The organism is Pseudomonas nitroreducens, assembly GCF_014204515.1.
Classification (GTDB): domain Bacteria; phylum Pseudomonadota; class Gammaproteobacteria; order Pseudomonadales; family Pseudomonadaceae; genus Pseudomonas; species Pseudomonas nitritireducens_A.
The window spans coordinates 76,158-98,662 of the sequence record NZ_JACHLI010000006.1; the positions used below are offsets into that span (position 1 = coordinate 76,158).

The 22,505-nt window shown below is 60.1% G+C and carries 22 protein-coding genes; 2 read left to right on the forward strand and 20 right to left on the reverse strand.

What is annotated here, in order from left to right; all coding sequences use genetic code 11:
* Positions 1-205: 205 nt before the first annotated feature.
* The 11 genes from HNP46_RS09990 to HNP46_RS10040 all read right to left on the reverse strand — a co-directional run bounded on the left by HNP46_RS09990 (position 206) and on the right by HNP46_RS10040 (position 10,952).
* Complete coding sequence (locus tag HNP46_RS09990; protein WP_184588729.1) at positions 206-751, reverse strand: hypothetical protein; 546 nt, start codon at positions 749-751, stop codon at positions 206-208.
* A 59-nt stretch (positions 752-810) separates the two neighbouring features.
* Positions 811-1,509: a hypothetical protein gene (locus tag HNP46_RS09995; RefSeq protein WP_184588331.1), complete on the reverse strand. Its 699-nt coding sequence runs from the start codon at positions 1,507-1,509 to the stop codon at positions 811-813.
* Between the two features lie 51 nt (positions 1,510-1,560).
* A complete protein-coding gene (gene pstB / locus HNP46_RS10000) occupies positions 1,561-2,322 on the reverse strand; it encodes a phosphate ABC transporter ATP-binding protein PstB (protein WP_218189953.1) in 762 nt (253 codons plus the stop codon).
* A 76-nt stretch (positions 2,323-2,398) separates the two neighbouring features.
* On the reverse strand, positions 2,399-3,292 hold the full coding sequence (gene pstA / locus HNP46_RS10005) for a phosphate ABC transporter permease PstA (RefSeq protein WP_184588335.1): 894 nt from the start codon (positions 3,290-3,292) through the stop codon (positions 2,399-2,401).
* Entirely contained in the window at positions 3,292-4,257 is a 966-nt protein-coding gene (pstC, locus tag HNP46_RS10010; RefSeq protein WP_184588337.1) for a phosphate ABC transporter permease subunit PstC, read from the reverse strand. Before pstC ends, pstA begins: the two co-directional genes overlap by 1 nt.
* 74 nt (positions 4,258-4,331) lie before the next feature.
* On the reverse strand, positions 4,332-5,369 hold the full coding sequence (gene pstS, locus HNP46_RS10015) for a phosphate ABC transporter substrate-binding protein PstS (RefSeq protein ID WP_184588339.1): 1,038 nt from the start codon (positions 5,367-5,369) through the stop codon (positions 4,332-4,334).
* A gap of 214 nt (positions 5,370-5,583) precedes the next feature.
* A complete protein-coding gene (locus tag HNP46_RS36165) occupies positions 5,584-5,781 on the reverse strand; it encodes a hypothetical protein (RefSeq protein ID WP_184588341.1) in 198 nt (65 codons plus the stop codon).
* A 400-nt stretch (positions 5,782-6,181) separates the two neighbouring features.
* On the reverse strand, positions 6,182-7,273 hold the full coding sequence (locus HNP46_RS10025; protein WP_184588343.1) for a hypothetical protein: 1,092 nt from the start codon (positions 7,271-7,273) through the stop codon (positions 6,182-6,184).
* On the reverse strand, positions 7,263-8,204 hold the full coding sequence (locus HNP46_RS10030; RefSeq protein ID WP_184588345.1) for a hypothetical protein: 942 nt from the start codon (positions 8,202-8,204) through the stop codon (positions 7,263-7,265). Before HNP46_RS10030 ends, HNP46_RS10025 begins: the two co-directional genes overlap by 11 nt.
* On the reverse strand, positions 8,201-10,072 hold the full coding sequence (locus HNP46_RS10035; RefSeq protein WP_184588347.1) for a hypothetical protein: 1,872 nt from the start codon (positions 10,070-10,072) through the stop codon (positions 8,201-8,203). The genes HNP46_RS10030 and HNP46_RS10035 overlap by 4 nt, the downstream gene beginning before the upstream one ends.
* The gene (locus HNP46_RS10040; protein WP_184588349.1) at positions 10,059-10,952 is read right to left on the reverse strand and encodes a phosphoribosyltransferase-like protein; all 894 of its coding nucleotides are present in this window, start codon (positions 10,950-10,952) and stop codon (positions 10,059-10,061) included. The genes HNP46_RS10035 and HNP46_RS10040 overlap by 14 nt, the downstream gene beginning before the upstream one ends.
* Positions 10,953-11,422: 470 nt before the next feature.
* Here HNP46_RS10040 and HNP46_RS10045 point away from each other — a divergent pair, with 470 nt between their 5' ends.
* Positions 11,423-11,896, forward strand: coding sequence for a BRO-N domain-containing protein (locus HNP46_RS10045; RefSeq protein WP_184588351.1), 474 nt, complete (start codon positions 11,423-11,425; stop codon positions 11,894-11,896).
* Between the two features lie 152 nt (positions 11,897-12,048).
* Here HNP46_RS10045 and HNP46_RS10050 read toward each other — a convergent pair whose 3' ends face one another.
* The 4 genes from HNP46_RS10050 to HNP46_RS10065 all read right to left on the reverse strand — a co-directional run bounded on the left by HNP46_RS10050 (position 12,049) and on the right by HNP46_RS10065 (position 17,582).
* Entirely contained in the window at positions 12,049-13,320 is a 1,272-nt protein-coding gene (locus HNP46_RS10050) for a RidA family protein (protein ID WP_184588353.1), read from the reverse strand.
* 372 nt (positions 13,321-13,692) lie between these two features.
* Positions 13,693-15,318 (reverse strand): NADP-dependent glyceraldehyde-3-phosphate dehydrogenase, encoded by a 1,626-nt coding sequence (locus HNP46_RS10055; protein ID WP_184588355.1) that lies wholly within the window; start codon positions 15,316-15,318, stop codon positions 13,693-13,695.
* Between the two features lie 294 nt (positions 15,319-15,612).
* A complete protein-coding gene (locus tag HNP46_RS10060; RefSeq protein WP_184588357.1) occupies positions 15,613-16,965 on the reverse strand; it encodes a GntP family permease in 1,353 nt (450 codons plus the stop codon).
* Between the two features lie 95 nt (positions 16,966-17,060).
* Positions 17,061-17,582 carry a gluconokinase gene (locus HNP46_RS10065; RefSeq protein WP_184588359.1) on the reverse strand — a complete coding sequence of 174 codons (522 nt, stop codon included), beginning with the start codon at positions 17,580-17,582 and terminating at the stop codon, positions 17,061-17,063.
* Between the two features lie 231 nt (positions 17,583-17,813).
* Here HNP46_RS10065 and HNP46_RS10070 point away from each other — a divergent pair, with 231 nt between their 5' ends.
* Positions 17,814-18,857 carry a LacI family DNA-binding transcriptional regulator gene (locus HNP46_RS10070; RefSeq protein ID WP_184588361.1) on the forward strand — a complete coding sequence of 348 codons (1,044 nt, stop codon included), beginning with the start codon at positions 17,814-17,816 and terminating at the stop codon, positions 18,855-18,857.
* Positions 18,858-19,049: 192 nt separating this feature from the next.
* Here HNP46_RS10070 and HNP46_RS10075 read toward each other — a convergent pair whose 3' ends face one another.
* From HNP46_RS10075 to HNP46_RS10095, 5 genes are read right to left on the reverse strand one after another with little or no spacing between them, the layout of a single operon-like run.
* Positions 19,050-19,577 (reverse strand): c-type cytochrome, encoded by a 528-nt coding sequence (locus HNP46_RS10075; protein ID WP_184588363.1) that lies wholly within the window; start codon positions 19,575-19,577, stop codon positions 19,050-19,052.
* A gap of 17 nt (positions 19,578-19,594) precedes the next feature.
* Positions 19,595-20,116, reverse strand: a complete 522-nt coding sequence (locus tag HNP46_RS10080; protein ID WP_184588365.1) for a methylamine dehydrogenase light chain — start codon at positions 20,114-20,116, stop codon at positions 19,595-19,597.
* A gap of 17 nt (positions 20,117-20,133) precedes the next feature.
* Entirely contained in the window at positions 20,134-20,766 is a 633-nt protein-coding gene (gene mauD / locus HNP46_RS10085) for a methylamine dehydrogenase accessory protein MauD (RefSeq protein ID WP_184588367.1), read from the reverse strand.
* A gap of 4 nt (positions 20,767-20,770) precedes the next feature.
* Positions 20,771-21,310: a MauE/DoxX family redox-associated membrane protein gene (locus tag HNP46_RS10090; RefSeq protein ID WP_184588369.1), complete on the reverse strand. Its 540-nt coding sequence runs from the start codon at positions 21,308-21,310 to the stop codon at positions 20,771-20,773.
* 36 nt (positions 21,311-21,346) lie between these two features.
* Positions 21,347-22,492 carry an amine dehydrogenase large subunit gene (locus tag HNP46_RS10095; protein ID WP_184588371.1) on the reverse strand — a complete coding sequence of 382 codons (1,146 nt, stop codon included), beginning with the start codon at positions 22,490-22,492 and terminating at the stop codon, positions 21,347-21,349.
* Positions 22,493-22,505 lie beyond the last annotated feature (13 nt).

The window sequence follows — 22,505 nt, forward strand, 5'->3', positions numbered from 1 at the left end:
CGGCGTCGGGGTGGGGCGATTCGACAGGAGGTCTTCCGCGGCTGGAGGCACGGAAGCGTGGGGTAGAGGAACCCATCGATGAAAAGGCTGGCGCTCGCGCGCCGTGCCAAGCCGCAACCTTGACGGAGTCGGCTTAGGACAAGCTTCCAGGAGGCTGCAGGTCGAGGACCTTTGTCCGTCAGCGAAGAGCCGCGCGGTTAACGGCTCAAGCTGCTGCAGCCAGCGGCTGCTGTTGTCGATCCAGGGTTTCCTGGAGTTCAGCTACCGAGTCCAGAACTCTCTGCGCCCAGCGCTCATCGTCCGGACGTACGACCACGACGCGGAAACCGTGGTCATGACCCTCGCTCTTCACGCCTTCGGAATCATCGACATGCAGGTCGATATCGAAGGCCGGCGGAAGCTTCGAGGGGGAGTTCACCAGCCCGCGCTCGGTCAGGGCCTGGTTGTGCCGGACGCTGTTGACCACGCCGTCGACGTGGATGCCGTACAGCATCAGCCAACGCCTGATATAGGACGGTGTGCGGCCGGAGGAGGTGTAGACCCAGATGCTGCAGCCCTGACGGCGCAGTTCCCGGGTCAGGGAGCGGGTGCCAATGCGCAGCGGTTCGCCAAGCCAGCGATGAACGAACACCGGGAGCTTGCTGTGCTCGACGTCGCTGTGGTGGGGGAGGCAGGCCAGGGTGTCGTCGATATCGAACGAAATCCGTATGCGCGGGCGGCCGAGCCGGTAGGGCGCCAGGGAGCCTTTCATGGCGTCCCACAGTTGATCCTTGATGGCCAGGCAGGTTGCAAGCATGGGTTGCATATTCATCAGGCGCCTCCCTGATAGATGGAGGTGTGTTCTTCGCTGAGGAAAAATCGTTGGGGATCCGGTGCCTGCTCTTCGAGGAAGGCAGCGTATTTCTTCTTGATCTTGGGCAATTCGAATAGCGCCTTCACGCCATGCTTGGCGGAGTTGCGGATGACCGAAGACGGGTTGTAGTAACCCTTGGCGTTGTCCAGGGTCAGCACGAACGGCGGCAGCCCGGCACGTAGCAGCAGATAGCTGACGATCAGCGAGCCGCTGCGATGGTTACCTTCGATGAACAATTGCGGTTTGCTCAGAATCCGGACATAGACACCGGCCGCGCGCTTCCACACCGATTCGCTGTGATACGCGCAGTACCAGTTGTACAGGTCCTTGATGCCGCCTTCGACGTTGTTGAAGAAGTGCGCCTCGGTGGCGGCCAGGTGCGGCGCGAACTCCAGCCGACGGGCAGGGTCCCGGCCGCAAAGCACGGTGGCGTTGATCTCCAGCATCAGGTTCACCTGCTGCAGATTGAACAGATCGACGCCCCGTGCGACGTAGTCGTCGATCAGGGCGTAACCCTCCAGTACGTTGTGCAGCACCTCATCGGTGAACGGATCACGCGGCTCGGTAAAGCACTGGCTGAGCTCGCCGAAACGGCTCTGCACCTCACGCAGCGCACGTTCAATCGCTGGCAGATCAAGACGGCGCGTGGCAGGCATTGGCAACCCTGAAAATGAGGTGTGTGGCTTCATACGACTGCAGGTTTCGACTCAGCTGAACTTGCCGCTGATGTAGTCCTCGGTCATTTTTTCCCGCGGGTTTTCGAAGATCTGCTTCGTCGCGCCCATTTCCACCAGGTAGCCGGTGCGGGTGCCCTGGGAAATGTCCACCGAGAAGAAGGCCGTGGTGTCCGCGACGCGGATGGCCTGCTGCATGTTGTGGGTGACCAGCGCGATGGTGTAGTCCTTCTTCAGCTCGACCATCAGCTCCTCGACGCGGCGGGTAGCGATGGGGTCGAGTGCCGAGCAGGGCTCATCCAGCAGCAGGACTTCCGGTTCGGTGGCGATGGCGCGGGCGATGCACAGGCGTTGCTGCTGGCCGCCGGACAGCGACAGGCCGCTGACCTTCAGCTTGTCCTTCACTTCATCCCACAGCGCGGCACCCTGCAGGGCGTGCTTGACGCGGTCGCCGATGTCGCCCTTGTAGCGGTTGAGGCGCAGGCCGAACGCGACGTTGTCGAAGATGCTCATCGAGAACGGGTTCGGCTGCTGGAACACCATGCCGATGTAGCGGCGCACGACGACAGGGTCCACGCCCTTGCCGTAGACGTCCTGGCCGAGGAAGTGCACATGGCCCTCGAAGCGGAAGCCGCGCACCAGGTCGTTCATCCGGTTCAGGCTGCGCAGCACGGTGCTCTTGCCGCAGCCGGAAGGGCCGATGAAACCGGTGATCTTGTTCTTTTCGATCGGCACGTGGCTGTCACGTACCGCCATGAAGTTGCCGTAGAAAATCTTGTCCAGTTTGCAGTCCATGACCACCTGGGTCTCGGAACCCACCGGGGCGACTTTCTGTGCAGTAGCTGTGTTCACGATTCGGATGCTCCGTATCTCAAAACTTGGGCTTGCCAAAAATGCGGCTGATGACGTTCACCATCAGCACGATCATCACCAGCACCAGCGATGCGGCCCACGCGAGCTCGAGCTGGTTGTCGAAGGGCATGCCGGAGAAGTTGTAGATCAGTACGGAAAGCGAGGCCGTGGGGTTCATCACTGCCAGGCTGCCGTCGTGGTAGATCCAGTAGTTGCTGAACAGCGCGGTGAACAGCAGTGGCGCGGTTTCGCCAGCGGCGCGGGCCACGGCCAGCATGACGCCGGTGAGGATCGCCGGAAGGCCGGTGGGCAGAACGATCTTCCAGATGACCTGGGCGCGGGTGCAGCCCATGCCGTAGGCGGCATCCTTCATGATCTTGGGCACCATCTTCATCGACTCTTCGGCGGTGAGCACGACGATCGGCAGCATCAGCACGGCCAGTGCCACGCCGCCCGCCGGAGCCGAGTAGGTACCGGTGGTCATCACCACCAGGGCGTAGGCGAAGACCCCGGCCAGGATGGAGGGCAGGCCGGTGAGCGTCTTGGCGGCAAAGCGCGCGGCGCTCGCCAGCTTGCTGTCCGGCCCCAGTTCAGAAAGGAACACGGCGGCCATGATGCCGACCGGAACGGCGATGGCGGCAGCGATACCGACCATGACGAAGGTGCCGGCCAGCGCGTTGCCGAAGCCGCCGCCCATTTCGAAGCCGGTCGGTGGCAGTTCGGTGAAGACTTCCAGGTTCAGCCGCGCACCGCCGCGGGTGATCAGCATGTAGAGCACGGAGATCAGCGGCACGCTGGCCAGCAGGGCGCCCAGCCAGACCAGCACGGTGAGCACCAGGCTGCGCAGGGCACGGCCCTCGAGCCGACGCTGCAGGCTCGGCAGGGCAGTTACGGTGGGAGTGAGGCTGGTCATTACTTGGACCCCCGCTGGGCGTAGAGCATGATCATGGAGCCGATGACGTTGACGATCAGCGTGATGAACATCAGCACCAGTGCGGCATACATCAGCACTTCAACCTCGTTCGGCCCGGCTTCGGGGAAGTTCAGGGCCAGCAGGGCGGCCAGCGTGTTGGCCGGCGCAAACAGCGAGAGGGTAATGGTGTTCGCGTTGCCGACCAGCATGGCCAGGGCCATGGTTTCACCCAGTGCGCGGCCCAGGCCGAGGACCAGGGAGCCGAAGATGCCGGTGGCGGCGGAGGGCACCATCACCTTGAGGATCGCTTCCCAGTGGGTGGTTCCCAGGCCGTAGGCGGCCTGCTTGGTCTTCATCGGCACGCTGGAAAGCGCGTCCTGCGAGACCGCGGCAATGGTGGGCAGAATCATGATGGCGAGCACCAGAGAGGCGGGCAGCAAGCCTGGCCCGCTCAACGATGTGCCGAAAAAGGGTATCCAGCCGAGCTCGCTGTTCAGCCACGCCGTCAGCGGGCGAATGGCCGGGATCACCACGTAGATCCCCCACAGGCCGTAGACGACGCTGGGGATGGCGGCAAGCAGTTCGACGATGGTACGGAACACCGCCGCCAGCTTGGCGGGGAGGAAATCCTGGGTCAGGAAGATCGCCATGCTGACGCCGAACAGGCCAGCGATGATCAGGGCGATCAGGGCGCTGTAGAGCGTGCCCCAGATGGCCGGCAGAATGCCGTACTTGCCCTGGTTGACGTCCCAGACGGAGCCCAGGAGAACGTCCAGGCCGTGTTTCTCCATGCCCGGAAGCGCCTTGCGGCCCACTTCGAACACCAGGGCGACGACCAGCACCAGAATCAGGACCACACCCAGGCGTGCAATGGCACGGAAGGTCCGGTCAACCAGGAAATCCTTCGCGGAGGGCGGTTGGCAGGCAGAGTCCGGATTAACCGGTACGACGAAAGGTTGGGTCATGGGGAAGTTCCGCAGCAGGGGAAAATCTCATCCGGCGGGGCGCATGGCCCACGCCGGATGAAGACTCGCAGGCGTTACTGGATGTTGGCGGAAGCTTTGCGAACCTGATCGACGACTGCTTGCGGCAGCGGGATGTAGCCCATCGAATCAGCGATCTTCTGCCCTTCGGTCAGGCCGTACTCGACCATTTCACGCATGGCCTTGGCCTTGGCCTTGGCCGGGTTCTCGTTGTGCTTGCGGAAGATCATCCAGGTGTAGGAGGTGATCGGGTAGGACTGGGCACCGTCCGGATCGGGCAGCCAGGCCACCAGGTTTTCCGGGAACTTCACGGCAGCCAGCGCCGCGGCGCCGCTTTCAGCGTTCGGTACGACGTACTGGCCGGCCTTGTTCTGCAGCTCGGCGAAGTCGACCTTGGCCAGTTTGGCGAAGCCGTATTCGATATAGCCGATGGCGCCAGGGGTCTGGCGAACGGTAGCGGTCACGCCATCGTTCTTCGGCGACTTGATGAACTTGTCGCTGGCCGGCCAGTTGACGGTGTTGCCTTCACCCAGGGCAGTCTTGAACTCCGGGTTGATGGTCGACATGTGCTTGGTGAACACAGCGGTAGTGCCGCTGGAGTCGGCGCGCACGACCACGGTGATCGGCAGGGCCGGCAGTTTCAGCTCAGGGTTGGCCGCGACGATCTGCGGGTCGTTCCACTGAGTGATCTTGCCCAGGAAGATGTTGGAGTAAACGTCGCGCGGCAGTTTCAGGCCTTTGGGGCTGCCCGGCAGGTTGTACGCCAGGACGATTTCGCCGGCGGTCATCGGCAGCAGTTGCACGCCTTCGGCCACCTTGGCGATGTCCTCGTCCTTCATGGCCGAGTCACTGGCTGCGAAATCCACGGTCTTGTTGAGGAAATCCTGTACGCCCGCACCGCTGCCCTTGGACTGGTAGTCCACGGTGACGCCAGCGGATTTCTTGCTGAAGTCCTTGAACCAGGTCAGGTAGATCGGAGCGGGGAAGCTGGCGCCAGAGCCGGTCAGGCGGACGCTTTCGTCGGCAAAGGCGACGGAAGTGGCACACATGGACAGCGTTACGGCGATCGCAGCAGATTTCACAAAGCTTTTCATCGAGGGCAATCCTTTTGATATCGGGCTGCCATACTGTGATCGGATCCTGTGAATGTTTTATGACAGCGCGGTGGCAGGCGCTCTGGGTCGGTGGCTTGACTGGCACGTCGCCAGCTTTTTTCGATGCGCGTCAGGTGAATTCGCAGCTGCTGTCCGCCTTGGCTGGCGGCCATTTCAGGGCAGGGGCAGAGGTTCAGGGCAGAGGATCTCCCACCTATTCGATGAGCACGCTGCGCAATAAATAGTTACGGTCACTCGGCAGTGCAGAGGTGGGTGAAGAACACGATGTAGTTCCCGAGTGCGGGAGGTACGGATTGACCAGCCCGACGACGGGCATCAGCCACGCCACATCGAGGATGTCGCGCGCCAGGTAGTAGCGATAATCGAGCAGCGCTGAGCGCTGCAGATTCACCCGATTGCCACCGATGAACTGCCAGAACGACGCCGCCTAAGTCACCCCGCGCTGCCGACGGAAGCGAAACAGGGCGTAGGAACACAGCAGGAAGGCCACGCCGACGCGGCCACTGAGGTCGAAGAGGTCAGCGCTTTGGCTTGTGTCGGGTTCGATAACGAGGATGTTTAGATGTCTACTAAATGCGAATGAGAGCAGCCATGGCAGCGGTGCTTCAGAGAGTCTCAGCAGTGAGTGGTGCGTTCAGCGAAGATGTCCCCTAGGTTCAAGCTAAGATTGGTCGATGAAAGCCCCTACTGCCAAAGAGCAACACGGTTTTTTAGAGCTTGCAGTAAACTCACGAGCGATTGACCGAGCAGCCCAATTAGCAGATTCTTTTGGCTTGATCAGCCAGCATTGATTAATTTTGTATAAGTGGCTGTCGCGATTTAATTATAATTCCTTTCAGGGCAAGCCAATCGGAGAGTCGAGCTACGGTTATATATCGAGCTCCGGTTCCCTTGTAAAGCTCATAAAACTCACCCCAGGCGGAGGTTATTCTATCTTTTGCAATAGTTGCAGATTCTTCGTCATTAAATGTAAGGGCTATTACGCAATCAGATAGCTGAATTGTATTGTCCAAGTGGAGTGCAGAGATAAAGTTAATATTAGGAAGGCCTACTCGGGGTATTAAGATGCTCCAGCCATTGGCTTTTCCTTTGGCATTGCTGGTTGTGTGTGGGAATTGATCTTCTTTCAGTCCGAATGCAAGTTTTTTTAAGTCTGTAGAGTGCAGGAATGGAATGCCATAGCTGTCTGGCTGCATGAGGTGAACAGGTAGACTTCCGCGAATTATATCGGCCTTTATGATGTTCTGTGGGTGAAGGTATAAAGTCGGGGCGGAGGGTTTATGGGTTGGGTGCAATTGAATTGCCGATGCATTAACTCGGGCGCCAAGGAATGTGCAGTTTTTAAGGTCGAGGATTTTTCTAAAAGAGTAAGTTTTCTCTATGATCTCGCGGGCCTGTTGGTCTGTCTCCGAGTAAAGTGAAGACTCAGGAACAATCGCAATTGCACCCATTCGAGGTCGGAATAAATCAAGGCTTCGAAGTAGGTGCGCCATTGATATAGTGGATTTTAATCTTTTCTTTTCATATGTGACGTATGTTGATTTGTTTGGGCCGTGGCTGAATGGTGGGTTCAGTACTAATAGATCTACCGGCATAGGGAGGTCGTTCGAAAAAGAAGCTAACCTATCTTTTCTGCCTAGTAAGTTTGCAACTTTCAAATGCCAGTCAGGCCTTCTTTCGCGGAGTTTGTATATTGCGTCTTTATCTCGATCAATTCCAGCGCACTGCACATTTCCAAAGATATTGCAGGCAGCATCAAGAAGCCTGCCGCTTCCGCACGTTGAGTCCGCAAAGGTGCTAGGGAGCCTAGAGAAATCGGCCATCTCCAGTATCTTTGTTGCAACCCTTTCAGGTGTGTAATACCTGTCGAGATCAGTAGGCATCGAATCTCTCGAAGTTGTATATATGGATCGTCCCTATTCCACTTGTTCTGCCGTCTTTTTTAATCGGGTAGTCGAACATTATCTCAGTAGAGTCTGGATGCTTAAGTGAGAATAGTATTGTGCCGATTGCATGCGGCTTTGTGCCGACTATAGCCATGTAGAAATAGTGGTTAGGATATTCTCTTTTTAATGTGCAAAGTGACTGGTACATTTCAAATGGGCAGCTTGCTCGTGCATACCGTAAGTCAGCGTGAGCTCGATATTCCTCAAGAAATAATCGATTACAGCCCACAGTGTAAGTGGGGTATTCTAGCTGAAATCCAGGGGCGCCGACAATTGGTATGACTTTCGGGGCAGGATCCAGTTGAGAGACTAGGTGTTCTGGCCGGTTTCCTTCAAATCCTAGCGTTGCAATAAACAGGCAGCTTTCTTCGTCGTCGGGTCCTGAAAGTCGGGCAAAACCTGGAAGCGGTGAAAGTCCTTCGAAAGTTAAACTTAAATCAAAGATTCCCGATGAGGCGGGGTTCGGATGTGGGCGATAATTTTCTGGTTCTGCATAGAGAATTCGCGTATGAGTTTTTGTTTCATACGCCTTTTTTAAGACGGGGGCCCAGACGTCATTGGTGAGACCAGTTACATCAATGAGGAGTTTTGGGTGTTTTAGCATTCGCTCAATGGATAGTTCGTCTCTCAGCGATATTTCTTCTTCCGCCTCGCCTTCGTGACAGAATGAAATTGATTCCTTGTTTGTTTTCTTAATCCAGATCACGCGCTTCGGCTGGGACTTTGCAATCTCTCCCCAGAGAGGATGATTCCCTCGGTTTTCCTCAGCATCAGAAGCCGTGATAATTACCTCATCATCATCTATCGAGTTTTCGCTTATTTGAAGAAAGCGCAGTGTGCTTACGGACGGCTGCGGGACTCGACTCATTTTTTATTACCGCTGTCGTAGAATGCCGAAAAAAGAGCTAGTTGCTCTGGGAGTTCATCTTCTGCGGTTTGTGGCCGATCATCCAGAAGAGTGGAAATCACCTTGGATGGCTGAGATTCCAGTACGTTAAGGAGGTGCCCTGCATCTACGGTCATTCTTCTCTTTTTACGATGTGAAATCTCGAAGAAGGCGCTGAATATTCTATGCAGCCTATACTCATCATCCCTAACTTCAAGGTTGCTGGTTGATTTGGTCCTTGGATCTGATTCGAATGCAAGGTGGCCTACTCCCTCTTGGAGTAAGACTCCCAGTTTTTCAATGTCGGCGGCTGTGCCAGATAGCACAAAAGATGTTACTTCAGGTGTCTTGCCATTGGGCTCTCGTGCAAGCTCGAAGAAAACTTTGCCAACCGCAAGTACAAGTCGTTTAAGTTGAACTCCATGGTCAGCCAATCCTTCAAGTTGATTGAGTCGTCGCTTTCCGACTTCTCTTGCGGCTATGGTTTGTGATTTTGCGGATATACGTAAGCGGCCGGAATGCTCTTGGCTTCCCTCAAGTTCGTTTCCTATGGCTGTGTCAATGAGTTCTAAAAAATATCGAATGTTGCCTGCTGCTAATGATAGCAGCGTTCTTTCACCACAGTAGTACTTGCGAATTCTGACGCCCTTGCGGCCTTTGGAAAGCCAGAATAAACTCGCGTAGCCGTAGTTGCCAATTCGGGTTTTCCATTCTGTCTCATTGTCTTTCCACGCCTGTGCAAGTTCGGGAATGGGGGTGCCCTCGCTCTCCTGCCAGAACTTCAGAAAATAGACTTCAGATTTTGGCTTTTTTGAGAAGGTCTCATAGAGAGGTGTGCCTTTCAGTTCGGATAGCACAGCATCAGCTATTCGTTCTGCGCCGAGAAGACTAGCCTCTTCGGTAAGCGAAAGCTCTTCTAGGAAGTCCCTTAGGTTATCTGCTACAGGGGCGCCTTCGCTCGCGGCGTACTTTAATCTAAGTTCAGCTACTGCTTTAGCAAAATAATCAAAACCCTCGTCTGCGATTTCTATTTCTAGACAGTCATCAGGGACCCTTAAAACGTCGTGTCCATCAAGTGTTTGTCTGTTTCTTAATCCGTTTTTTCGAACGCCAATCTTGTAAGATAGGGGGGGTTCGGCGTGCTTTATGTATGTGTTGAGGACCGCTTGTTGATAATCTAGAAGATTTTCGTATTCATCTATACAGCAGAATATAACTCGATCTCCAAGAAGATTAAATTGATCTAATACCTCGCAGAAGGTTCTAAGTGGGGATTCGGCTATTGAGCATATTATTCCTAGATCTTGCGTAGGGTTGTTGACTTGCAATTGTAGCTTTGAGATTCCGGATTTTATCTCAAGCTTCAAGGATGTAAGGTCGTCGGATTTGTTTAGTCCAAGCTCTTGTGAGATCAGATTTATACTGGCTTTTGAGAGTTCTACCCCAAGCTTGTCCTGAAGCCATTGAGCAAGTGTTGCTATTTCTGAGCAGGTTATTAAGTTGAAGTAATGAGCAAACCATTTCCTCCACTGATCCTCTGAGGCTTCAGCTCCGTGGAAAGCTCTCACACGATTTTTATTCATGCGAACAAGAATCCCAAGATAGCTTTGGTCGCCGAAAGTCAAACCATCGGCTTCTAACCTTTCCAGCATGGAGTCGTAGCGTAAAGACTGAAGTGAAGTGGTCTTGCCTGTTCCTCGTCCACCTACAAGAAAGCATGGTCTCATTGCTTCAAGCTTGCTTAGATAAGTGGGTGTCACAAATAAATTCTTAAAGTCGGCCGTCGGCCACTCTGCTCTGTTGTCGCCAAAAAGAAGTCGTAGAAGTGCGACGGATTTAGCTTCGCTCAATTAATGGCTCCCAGTTCTCTATTCCCTTAGACCAAAATATAGGCAGCGTGGCGTCTGGTACCGAATGGTCGAAGCCTAGCAGCAGCCCTCGCTCTTTGTATCCGTACTTTAGGTAGTTTCCTGTTGTCATGTACGGTTCTGATGGCGTGAGTCTCTGTATGTACTTATTGAGAAAAGTCTCCACCATAGGTTGCATTAGAGGGGATTCTTTAAGTATGCCTCTGATGGTGGATTTTTCAGTTAAAATGTGAGCCGAGCATACAGATACATATGGGGCTGTCTGCTGGATATTCTTTAGCCCAAAGTCTGTTACGATCAATGTTATATATATGGCAAGAAAATTAGTTTTGGCTTGTGCGTCTGAGAATGATTTTCCTTGTCGGTCAGGGCTCTTCCATGTGGTAAGGAATTGATCTCCAGAGCCGACGAAGTCATCCACGAATATTATCGTTCCTCCAGTGTAAGCATGTTTAAGTGCTGCGCTGGTATCTAGGACGTATTTTTCTTCTATGTGAAAAACTTGCCTTGCCATACGGCAGACTAAATAGCCAGAGTCTGTAGGGTTTGGCTGCTCACCTTTGACAGGGGTTATTATTGCGGAATTTAGGTCTTTAAATATGTCCTCTGGGGTTCTCTGGAATAGCGCCTTAGGCATTCCATCGCCAAGAGACATATATGAAGAAATCAATAATTTGCAGGTGAGGTCGGAATTGTAAAATGTGAATTTATCTAGTAAAAATGCAGCGGTAGGTCTGTCTGCTGTCTCGAAGTTCTCAAGCCACGCGCGAGGCCGGAGCTTTGGCTCCCGGGCCCAGAGACCTGCAGCTTTGAGCACTTCGCATTTAGCAATCACCTCACTGACATGGGCATCAGAAAGCAAGTCGAGTCTCCTAGCGGTTTAACAGTCCTTGTAGTAGCTGTGTGAGTATGAATTGGTTTCCCAGTGGAGCCAAGTCGGAAAAACTAGGTAGAACAGCTTTACCCTAGAGACTATTCGTTCAATGTGCCCGGGTGGCGATGATAAGGGGCATGCGCGATGGCTTAATTACTACTCGAATGCATGCGTATGGTCTAGCTAGCCTTGACCGTCTTCGACGTACTCAATAACCTCCCGTCGCCACTGTGAAAGCGACAGGGGAGCGGGTTTGGCGACCCGGAACACATAGGCGCGGTAACGCTTCGTAAGACCGTGACGTATTCGCACGTCCACGGTTCTTCGCTATGGCGGGCCGCGCAGGGAGACCTTCGGGTCTGCCGGTTCTATGTGCCGGTTCGCCAACCTTGCGCGGTTCCGCCACCCAATCCGTTTGGCGACGGACGTGGCGGCTTCTCACACATAGGAGCTGTTCCATGGACGACATCTACGTTCCCACCGTATTCCACCGCTACAACCGTTCCCTGCGCGGCGTGTTGATCAACAACCAGCCCTGGTTGGTCGCCCGCGAGCTGGGCTATCTGATCCGCGAGCGGGTCGACGCTTATGTACTTCGAATGGACGAGGACCTCGTTCGCGAGGCGCGCCTGGTGACGGGGAGCGGCGAGGAGGTCGCGCTGCTGGTCAGTGACTATGGCGCCTTCCATGTGCTGAACCGGTTTCGTGATCCGGAGCATCGACAGTTGCGGATGTGGCTCACCGGCCATGTGCTGCCCACCTTGAGGGATCAAGGCAGGCTGGCGGCGGGGCTGCCCAGGCGAATGCAGGCGAAAGGCGAGGGGCGGTCGTTGGCGGTGCTGGATTGGCAGGGGGAGTACTGGGTGCCTATGGGGGAGGTGCCGCGGTTGATGCGTGAGGAGAGGCGTGGGAGATGGTGGCGGCGGGGGTGATGGGTGGTTTGGAGTGGGGGCGCGAGCTCGCTCCTACAAGAGCAAGAGCAGAGCCCCTCACCCTAACCCTCTCCCGCAAGCGGGAGAGGGGACCGTTCGGCGTGAGTCATGCCCTGGCGTTAGTCGAACAGGACTTGATTCGCGGCGGCTGATCAAGAAGTCGGGGGCGTGCCTTCGGCGTTGGCGACCACGGCGTCGATCTGGATCAGTGCGCCTTTGGGTAATGCGCCTACACCCACCGTTCTGCGAGCAGGAACGCCGCCGGGGAAGTAGCTGGCGTACACCTCATCGACGGCGGCGATGTCGTCGATGTTCTTCAGGAAGACGTTGACCTTCACCACATCGGCCAGGGCGTGGTCGATGCTTTCGACGATGGCTTTCAGGTGCTTGAAGCACTGGGCTGCCTGTTCCTTCACGCCGCCGGCCACCAGCTCACCGGTCTTCACGTCCAGCGGCAGCTGGGCGGAGATGTGGTTGTAGTGGGAGAAGGCGACGGTCTGGGTCGAATACGGGCAGCGCGGTGCGGCGTCGGTGTTGTGGGCCTTGATGACGATGCCGTGGCGGTCTTCCACCGCTTGCGGGGGCGTGCCGTCACCGTGGGAGACCACGGCTTCGACCTGCACCAGGGCGTCCAGCGGCAGGGCTTTCGCCTGCACCACGGTGCGTGCCGGGAAGTAGCCCACGGCGCGGGCGATGGCCGAATCGGGGAAGAAGGTGGTGTAGACCTGGTTCACGGCCTCCATGTCGGCGAGGTTCTTGACGAACACGGTGATGCGCACGATGTCATCGAAGGGCACGTCGATGCCTTCCAGAATGTTCTTGATGTTGCGCAGGCACTGTTGGGTCTGTTCCTTGATGCCGCCGGCGACCAGCTTGCCGGTGCGCGGGTCGATGGGCAGTTGGGCGGACAGGTTGTTGTAGTGCGAGAAGGCGACGGACTGGGTGGAGAGCGGGTTCAGCGGCGCATTCTCGGTGCTGCCTTCGACCTTGATCAGGTCGCCAGCCTGCGGGGCGTTGGGGATGGTGCCTTCGCCGCAGGTGATAAGGGCCTCGACCTGCACCTGGGCGCCCAGCGGCAGGGCTGCCACGCCCGCGGTGGTGAGCGTCGGGACATAGTCCGGGAAGAAGGCCGCATGCACTTTGCCCACGGCTTCGGCGTCGGCGATGTTGGTCAGGAAGACGGAGATGCGGACGGTGTCATCGAGCTTGTGGCCGATGCTTTCGATGACGGCCTTGAGGTTCCTGTAGCACTGTTCGGCCTGCTCCTTCACGCCACCGGCCACCAGCTTGCCGCTGCTCGGGTCGATCGGCAGCTGCGCGGACAGGTTGTTGTAGTGGGAGAAGGCGACGGTTTGGGCATAGGGGCCCACGTTTTGCGGGGCCTTGTCGGTGTTGCGGGCGAGAACTGCGTTGTAACCACTCATGGGGTTGCTCCCTGGTGTCTGGGAATCCGTGGGTTGCGTGGCAAAGGCACAGTCCTGTTCGCTATCGGTCGTTGCCACTGTTGGTCAGACGACGGATATCGAACTCGTCGAGAGGTGCGCAGACTATCGGGCCGAAGAGGGGGACCCCTTTGACTTAAGGCAAGGGTAGTGGGGTCTGCTTACCGGGTTGTTTCAATTGGCCATGGGAGGGTGTCGGGATATTGCGAAAGGGATTTCTGAAAGCGGGGTGGTGGTTTTCGTGGAGGTCCGGTGCTAGGGCTTTTCCCTCACCCCAACCCTCTCCCAGAGTGAGAGGGGGCCGTTCGGCGTGGGGCGGGGTGGTGGAGTCAGCCGGGGTGGCCAGCCGTCCGATCAGAAGATGTAATCGGTGGTCAGGAAGCTGGAGTCGCGGTCGCGGATGATCTGGCTGATCAGCGCCTTGTTGGCGTCGGTGAAACGCGTGGCCACCAGCGTGCGGATGGAGAAGGTGCGCAGGGCGTCGTGGACGGAGAGGGTGCCTTCGGCGGAGTTCTTGCGGCCGTTGAAGGGGTAGCTGTCCGGGCCGCGCTGGCACTGGGCGTTGATGTTGATGCGGCCGACCTGGTTGACGAAGGCGTCCACCAGCGGTCCGATCTGTTCGGGATCGTCGCCGAACAGGCTGAGCTGCTGGCCGTAGTCGGACTGCAGGACGTAGTCGATCACTTCGTCCAGCTCGCGGTAGGGCACCACCGGTACCAGCGGGCCGAACTGTTCCTCGTTGTACAGGCGCATGTCGGCGCGCACCGGGCTGAGCAGCGCGGGGTAGAAGAAGCTTTCGCGGCTCTCGCCACCGCCAGCGTTGATGACCTTGGCGCCCTTGGCCAGCGCATCCTGCAGCAGGCCATTGAGGTAGTCGACCTTGCCCGGTTCGGGCAGCGGCGTCAGTGCCACGCCCGGCTCCCACGGCATGCCGGGCTTGAGCTCGGCGAGCTTGGCGCTGAACTTGGCGAGGAAGCTGTCCAGCACGTCTTCGTGGACGAAGAGGATCTTCAGCGCGGTGCAGCGCTGGCCGTTGAAGGAGAGCGCGCCGGTGATGGCTTCGCTGACGGCGTTGTCCAGATCGACGCTGGGCAGGACGATGCCGGGGTTCTTGGCGTCCAGGCCCAGGGCGGCGCGCAGGCGGTGCGGGCGCGGGTGGAGCTTCTTCAGGTCGGCGGCGCCGGAGTGGGTGCCGATGAAGGCGAAGACGTCGACCTTGCCGCTGGCCATGAGCGCGCTGACGGTCTCGCGGCCGCGCCCGTAGATGACGTTGATGACGCCCGGCGGGAAGCTGTCGCGGAAGGCTTCGAGCAGCGGGCGGATCAGCAGCACGCCGAACTTGGCGGGCTTGAAGACCACGGTGTTGCCCATGATCAGCGCCGGGATCAGGGTGGTGAAGGTTTCGTTCAGCGGGTAGTTGTACGGGCCCATGCACAGCGCGACTCCCAGCGGTACGCGGCGAATCTGCCCGAGGGTGCCCTGTTCCAGCTCGAAGCGGCTGGAGCGACGGTCCAGTTCCTTGAGCGCCTGGATGGTGTCGACGATGTAGTCGCAGGTGCGGTCGAATTCCTTCTCCGAGTCCTTGAGGTTCTTGCCGATCTCCCACATCAGCAGCTTGACCACCGCGCTGCGCTGCTCGCGCATGCGGGCGAGGAAGCGCTCGACGTGGGCGATGCGCTCGGCCACGCGCAGGTTGGGCCAGGCGCCCTGGCCGTTGTCGTAGGCGGCCACGGCGGCGTCCAGCGCGGCGAGGGCGGCGTCGGCGTCCAGCAGCGGCGTGCTGCCGAGGATCACCTGTTCGTCGCCTTCATCGGTGGCAAGGAAGATCGGGCTGCGTACCGGGGCGAGCGGGCCGTTCCAGCGGCGCAGTTCGCCGTTGACCAGGTACTCGCGCTGTTCGACCGGCGCGTCGGGGCGCCAGGTGTCGGGGATGTCGGCAAGGCGTGGGAACAGATGGTCGAGCTTGCTGGTATCGGGCATGACTCATCCCTCGGGGGAAGGTGGGCGACTGGTCTGTGTGGGGCGCATGACCGTTCGCGGTCATGCGCCGATGTCCTCATGTGCGGTGATGGCGGATAACGCGTGCCGCGTTATGCGCCCTACGAACGACAGGAGCTGCAGGGAGCCTCGTTCGTAGGATGGGTGGAGCGTAGCGATATTCATGCTGATGACGCATGGGGCTGATGGGTATCGCTGCGCTCCACACCATCCTACGGGAGCCCTGGTGGGCTTCGTGCGGAGGGCGGTATCGCGCAGCGATGCCCATCGATTGCGTCAGACGAACATCGACAACAGCAGGATGAACAGCAGGCCGACCACCGAGAGGATGGTCTCCATCGCCGTCCAGGTCTTGAAGGTCTCCATCACGCTCATGTTGAAGTACTGCTTCACCAGCCAGAAGCCGGCGTCGTTGACGTGGGAGAGGATCAGCGAGCCGGCGCCGGTGGCGAGTACCAGCAGCTCGCGGTTGACGCCGGGGATCAGGTCGATGACCGGCACCACGATGCCCGCGCCGGTGATGGTGGCGACGGTGGCGGAGCCGGTGGCGATGCGGATCACCGCGGCCACCAGCCAGGCCAGGAGGATCGGCGAGATCTGCGCTTGCACCGCCATGTGGCCGATCACGTCGCCCACGCCGCTGGCCACCAGCATCTGTTTGAAGCCGCCGCCGGCGCCGATGATCATCACGATCGCTGCGGTGGGCGCGAGGCTCTGGTCGAGCAGCTTGAGAATCTTCTTCGAGTCGAATCCGCGGGCGTGGCCGAAGGTGTAGAGCGCCAGCAGCAGGGCCAGCAGCAGGGCGGTGATCGGGTGGCCGATCATGTCCAGCCAGGCGCGGATCACGTGGCCGTCGGCAAGCATGACGTCGGCGAAGGTCTTCAGCAGCATCAGGAACACCGGCAGCAGCACGGTGAGCAGGGTGACGCCGAAGCTGGGCAGGTTGCTGGTGTCCGGCTCGTGGGCGATCTGCGCCACCAGCTCTTCATTGGGCTGGCCGGGAATGTACTGGGCGATGAACTTGCCGAAGATCGGGCCGGCGATGGCCGCGGTGGGCAGCGCGACCAGCAGGCCGTAGAAGATGGTCTTGCCGATGTCGGCGCCGAACACGCCGATGGCCAGCAGCGGGCCCGGGTGCGGCGGCACCAGGCCGTGCACGGCGGAGAGGCCGGCGAGCAGCGGGATGCCGATCTTGATCAGCGACACACCGCTGCGCCGGGCGACGATGAACACCAGCGGCACCAGCAGGATGAAGCCGATCTCGAAGAACAGCGGGATGCCGACCAGGAAGGCGGCGAGCATCATCGCCCAGTGCACGCGCTCCTTGCCGAACGCGCGGATCAGTGTGCGGGCGATCTGATCGGCGCCGCCGGACTCGGCCATCATCTTGCCGAGCATGGTGCCCAGGGCAAGGATGATGCCGACGAAACCGAGCACGCCGCCGAAGCCGTCCTGGAAGGATTTGACGATGGTTGCCACGGGCATGCCGGAGGTCAGGCCGAGGAAGCCGGCGGCGATGATCAGGGCAACGAACGGGTGGATCTTGAAGCGGGTGATCAGCAGGATCAGACCGATGATGGTGACCACCGCATCCAGCAGCAGATAGGTGTCGTGGGGCATGCCGAGCATGGGGCTCTCCTGTTGTTGTCGTTGTATGCCGGAGCGGCTGTTCTTTTTCAGTTGGGTTGAGATAGCGCTATCTTTCGATGGCAGGCGCTATCGGGTCAGTCGTTGGAGTGCTGTCGCCACCACAGGTGTGCGGCTTCCGCCAGTTCGTCGAGTGGGCGGGTAGCGTCCAGGCGCAGGGTCAGCGGTTCGCGGGTCGGCACTTCGAGGGCGGCGAACTGGCTGTCGATCAGGCTGGCCGGCATGAAGTGGCCGGGGCGGGTGGCGACGCGCTGGGCGGCGGTTCCCGGGGTCAGCTCCAGGAACACCACGCCCAGGCCGGGCACGGCGCGGCGCAGGCGTTCGCGGTAGATGAGCTTGAGCGCGGAGCAGGTCAGCACCGGGCGCTGGCCGGCGGCGATGGCCTGCTGCAACTGGGCGGCGAGAGTATCGAGCCAGCCGGCGCGGTCCTCGTCGGTCAGCGGGATGCCGGCGCTCATCTTCTGGATGTTGGCTTCGGGATGGAAGGAGTCGCCTTCGATGGCGAACGCGCCGCTGCGCAGGCACAGGGCCTCGCTGACGCTGGACTTGCCGCATCCGGCGACACCCATGATGAGCACGGCGTCGATGGCAGTGGACATGCAGGGCCTCATTGTGGAGACAGCGCTATCTTGGGTGGGCGTAACGAAAAGCATCGGGCTGCCTCCGTATTCTTGTCATTCTAGTCGGTCTGTCTCGGCGCTTTCGGCGGAACTGCTCAAACAAGCAGGCGCCGGCGGGCGAGGGGCCAGCGGGAGCTGGTCTCAGGCAATTGCCCTGGTCGCGAGACAGCGCTACCTTAGTGCCTCGATTTTTGTTTGGCAAGCCGCCCGATGACCGCCCAGAAGAACGATAAGAAGAACGACAGGAACTCCCGCACCACCGGTAAACCCACCCTCAATGACGTAGCGCGCCGCGCTGGCGTCAGCCCGATTACCGCTTCGCGCGCCCTGCGTGGCGTGAGCACGGTGGCCGAGTCGCTGGTGGAAAAGGTCCGGCAGGCGGCCAGCGAACTGGGCTACGTGGCCAACCCCGCGGCACGTGCACTGGCGTCCAAGCAGAGCCACAACATCGTGGTGCTGGTGCCGTCGCTGGCGAACCAGCTGTTCATCGAAACCCTCGAAGCCATCCACGCGGTGATGCATCCGCGCGGCCTCGAAGTGCTGATCGGCAACTACCACTACTCCCGCGACGAAGAAGAGAACCTGCTGCGCAACTACCTTGCGTACCAGCCGCGCGGCCTGCTGCTGACCGGCTTCGACCGCACCGAAAGCGCCCGGCGGATGATCGAGGCCAGCGGCATACCGGCGGTCTACATGATGGACCTGGACCCCGGCGCGGGGCTGCATTGCGTGGGCTTCTCGCAGATTCGTGCGGGGGAAGCGGCGGCCAGACACCTGCTCAAGAGTGGGCGCAAGCGCCTGGCCTATATCGGTGCGCAACTGGACCAGCGCACCCTGCTGCGCGGCGAGGGCTATCGCCGCGCGCTACAGCAAGCCGGCTGCTACGACCCGGCGCTGGAAATCCTCACGCCGCGCCCGTCCTCGGTGGGCCTGGGCGGCGAGCTGTTCCGCCAGTTGCTCGCTGCGCAGCCGCAGGTGGAAGGCATCTTCTTCGGCAACGACGACCTGGCCCACGGCGCCTTGCTGGAAGCCATGCGCCACGGCATCCGCATCCCCGAACAGGTAGCGGTGCTGGGCTTCAACGACCTGCCCAGCTCGGAATTCATGGTCCCGCGCCTCTCCAGCATCCGCACCCCGCGCAAGGCCATCGGCAGCCACGCCGCCGAGCGCCTGCTGGACCTGATCAGCGACAAGCCGGTGAGCGAACCGGTGCTGGACCTGGGGTTCGAGTTGATGGTGCGGGAGAGCAGCTGACACCCTACGCAGCTGTGAACCTCGTGCGTAGGATGGTGTGGAGCGTAGCGATACCCATCGTTTCGGCGCGCCTACTGCATGGGTATCGCTCCGCTCCACCCATCCTACGAAGGCGCTCCCTGAAAAACCTTCTGCGCATAAAAAAGCCCGCAGGAGCTGCGGGCATCAGTGCGGAGGCAAACTTTCAGTTACTCAGTACGCATCGCTCATCCCATCGGTGATGGCGATGCCCTGCTTGCGCATTTCCTGGATCAGTCCTGCGCGGGTGCCAGGCAGGTTCATCAGGGCCTGGTAACGCGTGGCTTTGACTTCCTCGGCGGTGTACGGCTTGAACTGCGCGGGCATGCTGTCGCCGGCCATGCCGTCCTTGCGCAGCAGCCAGTTGAGCAGGTCGGCCAGTTGCGCGTCGTTCAGCGCGGACTGGGACATGCCCGGCACGCGCACGAGGAATTGCCGGCCGCCATCCACCTTCAGGAAGTTGCCGACGAAGCCGTGCAGGCGCGGCGTGTCGTTGGCCTTGCTGCCGCTGCCTTCGGTGAGATGGCAGCCGGCGCATTGCAGTTGGTAGTTGGTGGCCGGGGTGTAGCTCTGCTGGGAGATCGGCTTCTGCACCTCCTCGTTGCCGGGCGCCGGCCGCTGGTGCGGATCGGGGATCGCACGGGCCTGAGCGATGGGGGCGACCAGGCTGCAGAGCAGGGCGCCGACAACGAGACTGCGCATGGGCTTCTCTCCCGACTTCAGACCGCGACGCCGCGGATGATGGTGACGGTGCAGTTGTAAATGCGCGATTCTGCGCCCAGGCACCAGTTGACGTCGTTGTTGTTGAACGGACGGTACAGCGGCTCCTCGCTCTCGTTGCGGGTACAGGCGCACTGGGAGCAGCTGTGCTTACCGCAGCAGTCGTTGTAGGAAATGATGTAGTCCTTGCCGTCTGCCGGGTTGCGGCAGGTGCCGATCCAGGTCACCTGGGAGGCATCGGTGCCGGGCGGGCAGGAGGTGGCGGTGCCGCCGCAGCAGGAGCAGAGGAAGCCGTCGATGGAGCAGTAGCGCCAGTAGTCGCAGCTGTTCGGGTCACCCGGATCGCCAGCCTTGGGCGCCTCGGCGGCCAGGGCCTTGGAGGTGCGGTCGATCGGCAGGATGATCGGCAGGGCGGCGCCGGCCACCAGCAGAGAGCCGAAGCGGCCCAGCAGCTTGCGCCGCGAGGTGACGTTGGCCACCTGGCGGGAGGAGCGCTCGAACAGGTTGTCGAGGAATTTCATTCTTGTTCTCTCCGTGATCAGTGGCTGTGGCCGTGGCTGGCGTCGTGGGTGTGCACGCCGTTGTGGCTGTGGCCATTCATGTACTGCTGCAGGGTGGCGCTGCCCAGGTGCTCGACTTCGAACAGGCTGTCCAGGTGCTCACGGGAGTTGACCAGGCCCTTGGCGCGCAGGATGCCCTTGCTGTCGATCAGCGCGGCGTAGGGCAGCTTGCCGATCTGGTAGGTCATGCCGACTTCCGGGCCGACCACGTAGGCGGATTTCTCCAGGCCGTGCTCGGCGATCAGCACCTGCTGGGCGGCCATGTCGCCGTCGCTGACGTAGATCACTTCCAGCTCGCCAGCCTTGTCCTTGGCGATGGACTTGATGGCCGGCAGCAGCGATTTGCAGATCGGGCAGGTCGGCGAGAGGAAGAACAGCAGCTGGCCGCGTTCGCCTTCGTAGCCGAAGTTGACCGGACGACCGTGACGGTCGGCGGCGGTGACTTTCGGCGCGGGTTCGTTGACCGCCACGCCCTTGTCGACCATCAGCGCGCCGGCCGGCGCGATGCGGCCATGAAGGACGCCGATCTGGCGCACCAGCGCCATGACGGTGAAGGCGAGGGCGATGAGCAGCACCCAGAGAAGAATGTTGGAAACGATCAGACCTTCCATTTGTTCACCTTCCGATGAGTTTGAGCAGGCGAGGATGATTGGCCAGCAGGCCATCGGCCGCGGCATACAGGAGCAGGGCGACAGCGCTGGCGGCGAGGATCACGAAGGCGTCGAACACGCCCATCTCGCGGGCCTGCGGGATGCTGGCGGCGACCAGGGCGAGCGCGGCGATGATCGCGTTGCGCAGCAGCAGCACCGGGCGCAGCGGTTGCATCTGGCCGGGGCCGGAGCAGCCGCAGTCGATGTCGCGGCGCCCGCGCCAGAGGTTGATGCCGATGGCGCCGGCATAGAACAGGATCAGCGCCGTGGCGGCCAGGGCCGCGACGTGGCGGCTTGCCGGCACCAGCAGGGCGAAGGCGATGACGCCCTCGACCACTGGCAGCACGCGGGCCACCGGGCCGACCAGCGAAGCTGGCAGCAGGCCGTAGTCTTCGACCTGGCGGGCGAAGCGCAGCGGCGCGCGCAGCTTGTGGCTGGCGGCGCTGGCAAGCAGCACCGCAACGGCCACCGCACTGGCGATGATCAGGATCGGATCGGAAAACATATCCGTACCTCTCGATGATGACTTTCGAAAAAAGGCTTAGTGGCTCAGGACCAGGATCGGCGTCTTGGCGATCTTGTCCATGGCGCCGTTGTACTTGCCGGTCTTCAGGTCGAAGATCTGCAGGCCGCCTTCGATGTCGGTGCCCAGCAGCAGCGGCTTGTCATCGGTGGTGGCGTGCAGGCTCCAAACCGGCTTGGGCGCTTCCAGGGTGCCGATCTTCTTCTGCGTCTTCAGGTCGTAGACCCAGATGAACGGGCTCGGGTCTTCCCATTTGCCGGCGCTGTGCTCTTCATGCATCAGCACGTACATGCGGTTCAGCTTGGGCGCTACGGCCATCAGCTGCCAGCCGCCGGTGCCCCAGCCTTTCTTGCGCTCTTCGTCGGTGGTCAGCGACCAGCTCGGCAGCATCTTCGGCTTGTCGCCGGAGACGTCTACCGGCTTGACCACGCCGTCGGTGGTGACGAAGAAGTAGGTCTCGCCTACGGCCAGGCCGCGTTCGTTGAGCTTCTCCTTGTTCGGATCGAAGAACGGCGTCTGGCTGCGGCCGACTTCCTTGCCGTCGTCACCGATTTTGGTGATCTGCAGCTGGCCGTCACCGCACAGCGAGGCGAAGGCGCGCTTGCCCACCGGGTAGTTGAGTACGCAGCCGCTGATGGCGATTTCGCTGGCGACCTTCTTCTCCTGGGTGTCGACCACGGTGACCGAGGTGGACGGAGTGAAGTTGTAGATGTAGACGAAGCGGTCGTCGGAGCTCGAGCCCAGGGCGTACTTCTGGGTGAGGATCGAGGCGCGCTTGGCGGGGATTTCCACTTCCCACTTCGGACGCAGGTTCGAGGTGTCCCAGGCGGTCAGCACGTCGGTGCGCACGCCGCGGGTGCCACGGGAGTAGAAGGTGTCGGCGGAGTACAGGGTCTTGGCGTCGTGGCTCAGGGTCGACGGAGCGACGAAGCCGGTGCTGACCATGCCGAGCATCTTCTTCTGCTCGGGGTCGACCACGGTGACGCGGCCGGCGATGAAGTTCTCGAACTCCACGTCGACGATATAGGCGCGGTGCGGCGAGGGCGGGAACGGCAGGACGGTCTCACCGATGCTCTCGGTGGGCAGCTCGGCGTGGGCCGCGCCCATCGCGAGGCACGTAGCCAGCGCGAGGACCGATGGAGCGAGGAACCTGGCGACGCTCATTGGCGGGTACTCC